The sequence below is a fragment of the Methanoculleus frigidifontis genome, from assembly GCF_030464345.1.
Classification (GTDB): domain Archaea; phylum Halobacteriota; class Methanomicrobia; order Methanomicrobiales; family Methanoculleaceae; genus Methanoculleus_A; species Methanoculleus_A frigidifontis.
On record NZ_VCYH01000022.1, the window covers coordinates 1 to 2,846 of the forward strand.

The 2,846-nt window shown below is 62.5% G+C and carries 4 protein-coding genes; 3 read left to right on the top strand and 1 reads right to left on the bottom strand.

The genetic code is table 11. The features are described from left to right. The 3 genes from FGU65_RS15745 to FGU65_RS15755 all read left to right on the top strand — a co-directional run. A partial coding sequence (locus FGU65_RS15745) for a hypothetical protein (protein ID WP_301665450.1) occupies positions 1-282 on the top strand: 282 nt, incomplete at its 5' end. Positions 283-284: 2 nt separating this feature from the next. Continuing rightward, a complete protein-coding gene (locus FGU65_RS15750; protein WP_301665451.1) occupies positions 285-1,121 on the top strand; it encodes an META domain-containing protein in 837 nt (278 codons plus the stop codon). A gap of 515 nt (positions 1,122-1,636) precedes the next feature. Next, the gene (locus FGU65_RS15755; protein WP_301665452.1) at positions 1,637-1,831 is read left to right on the top strand and encodes a hypothetical protein; all 195 of its coding nucleotides are present in this window, start codon (positions 1,637-1,639) and stop codon (positions 1,829-1,831) included. Here the strand turns inward: FGU65_RS15755 and FGU65_RS15760 are convergent. Continuing rightward, on the bottom strand, positions 1,818-2,846 hold a 1,029-nt coding region (locus tag FGU65_RS15760), incomplete at its 5' end, for a DUF362 domain-containing protein (protein WP_301665453.1). The two genes, FGU65_RS15755 and FGU65_RS15760, sit on opposite strands and share 14 nt — an antisense overlap.

A 2,846-nucleotide genomic window follows, 5' to 3' on the forward strand; every position in this document is an offset into this window, starting at 1 on the left:
TCACCCAGGGCGGCAAGAGAGGCATATTCGTGCCGAATTATGAAGTTGGTAAACGTGCTCATGGAGATCAGGTCGATCCGGGACTATAAAGTACTTTTGAGAAGAGGGCGGTTTTTCGAAATCCTCATACATGGATTCCAGGATGTTTGCGCATATTCTGCGATAAATGTGCGTACCACCGGGGGATATCTGTTCTTTCCGGCGGAATGTCCGCCGAGATCGATAGATCCGAAGAATTTCGAAGCCAACAATCTCTTTTTCTTCTCTTTCGCCGATACCTGACCATGGCACAGAAGAACACGTGCACCTGGCAGCATACGGCGGCAGCGGCGGGGCTGCTCGTCATCATCGCCGCATGCCTCGTCTCTGCCGGGTGCATGGGGAGCACCGGGGCGGAGAGCGGCGGGGAGTCACTGGCAGGTTCGGCCTGGACACTCCTTTCGTACGCGGCCGGGAATGGGACGGCCGTTCCCGTGCTGCAGGGAACGGCGATCACCGCAAACTTCACCGAAGATGGCCGTGTCACCGGCTCTGCCGGGTGCAACGGCTACGGCGGAAACTACGTCTTCGACGGCGATCGACTGGCGATCACCTCGATCGCCTCGACGCTGATGGCCTGCACGGAGCCGCCCGGGATCATGGATCAGGAGGCTCGCTACCTTGACCTGCTCGGCTCCGTGGCGGCTTTCCAGCTTGAGGGCGACCGGCTGGTCCTCCTCGACGCGAACGGAACGCCGGTGCTGACGTACGAGCGGGCCGCCGCCCCGGAGACGACGCTCGAAGGGCCGACGTGGGAGCTCCTCTCGTACAGCTGCAACGCCTCGATGGTTCCGGTCATCTCCGGCACCACCGTCACGGCGACCTTCGGGAACGGGTCGGTCGGGGGCTCGGCAGGCTGCAACAGCTACGGCGGAGCGTATACGGTCGACGGGTCGGCGCTCACCGTCGGGGAGATCTTCCGGACGGAGATGTACTGCCTCGAGCCTGCCGGGGTCATGGAGCAGGAAGACCGTTACCTCGACCTGCTCGGCAGGGTAGCAGGATGCCAGATCGAGGGTGGGCAGCTGACGCTTGTTGACGCCGGCGGGAATGCGACCCTCTTCTTCGAAGGAGCGGCATAACAAACCCACTTTTTTGGAATGCATCGGGAACCATACCCGCTGTGCGCTCCGCTCATTCGTTTTACGGTTACTCCTTTGCGATGAAGTGGACTGCTGCAGGTATCTTCACGGGGGGTGGGGCCGACGGGGAGGGTTTTCCCCTCCCCTGTCTCCCGTGAAGATCCACAGACATCATCAACCCCACCCCACCCGGCCTCCGGCCTCCTCCCCCGCCCCCAGGGGCGGGGGCAGTCATGGCGATACCCAATGGAAAGCCGTGCCCCGGGTTGCAACCGATCGGGAACACCCGGATACGATCTCAACAAAGGGAGTAGCAGTTGTTTCGTAGGGCACTACCCGGAATCTATCAGTCACCTGCACGAGGTTCCCAGTTGTCTCCTGGTGCACTACCCTTTTTCCGGAACGCCGCACGGTATCGCCACAGATCCGCTATTGTTACAGATCTGTAACGCTCATCCCGATTGCTGTAACAAAACTGTAACATTCTTATCTCCGGGAGTTACATTTCTGTAACAATGTCCAGAGTCGTCCGGATCGATGAAGAAGCGCTTGCGATCGCCCTCGGCTACGGGGACTCGCTCTCCGCCGGGGTGAAGAAGATGGAGGAGATCATCAGGCGGACCGAGAAGGCGCGGACCGAGTACGAGAAGATCGAGCGGATGATCCGGACCACCATCCAGGAGGAGCTCGAGGCGCTCACCCGCTACTGACCACCGGCCGGGCGCCTCCGATGAGGGCGTCAAGCCGCTTCCGCAACGGCGACGATACATCGTGGTATACCGGCTCGACCTCCTGCTCTCCAAGCCCGAGGGCGAGGGCGTGCGCGACGAAGGGGTTCTCCCGCACCGGTTGCTCACCGAGTTCCTGCGCCTGGCCGTTCGCAAAGAGCGCCGCCTTCCAGGAGAGCTTTTTGTGGAAGGGCACCTCTTCGGAGAGGTGCGTGAGGAATGCAATCGCCGTGATCTCCGCCGCGACCGGATCGCTGCTCGCGAAGACGAGGCCGGGATCGGGGGTGACCGTATACGCTTCCCCGAGGCCGCCGTAGCTGTTCTCTACGGCGTAGGCGTTCGGCCCGAAGGTCACTTGCGCCTGCGTGCCGACGAAGAGTGTCACGCGGAGTTTGCCCGCCACCGCAAGGGCAATCTCGGTCATCCGCCTGAAGAATGCATCACGATTCGGGTAGTCGGTCGTAAGATCCGCGTCCTTCACCGCGTTCTCGATGAACGAGCAGAACGGCCCTTCGGCATGGAACTCCACCCGGGAGTCGTCGCGGAGGATGCCGACCCAGTTCTTGAACCCGAGGGTGACCCCGGCCTGGGAATGGGTGGAGAGCCGCGGCAGGGCGACGACGTGGTCGACCCGGTCTATCCACGATGAGTAGTAAAACCCGTCCGGCCAGGAGGGCGCCCGCTCTGCCGGGAAGTGCGTATACCCCGTGTCCCACCCTTCTTGCTCGAAGCCGACGAACCGGAGCATCCCGCCCCTGCTCATCCCGGTCTCGCGGTAGAGCGCCGCCGTCGAGCCCTTCACGACGCCGGACGGGTCCTGCACCACGGCCTCGACGCCTGCCTGGTCGCCGACGATGACCGCAGCGCCGCGTTCTGCGAGGAGATCGGCAACCGCATGGACGGCGAGCGGATGTGTCGTCGACGGATACGGGTCGCCTGAATTGAGAGCGGGCTTTAAGAGAACGGTCTCCCCCGGCGAGAGCCACGCGAGATTATC

Coding starts and splice junctions, on each gene's coding strand:
- FGU65_RS15755 (WP_301665452.1), top strand. CDS start 1,637: ATGTCCAGAGTCGTCCGGATCGATGAAGAAGCGCTTGCGATCGCCCTC.
- FGU65_RS15750 (WP_301665451.1), top strand. CDS start 285: ATGGCACAGAAGAACACGTGCACCTGGCAGCATACGGCGGCAGCGGCG.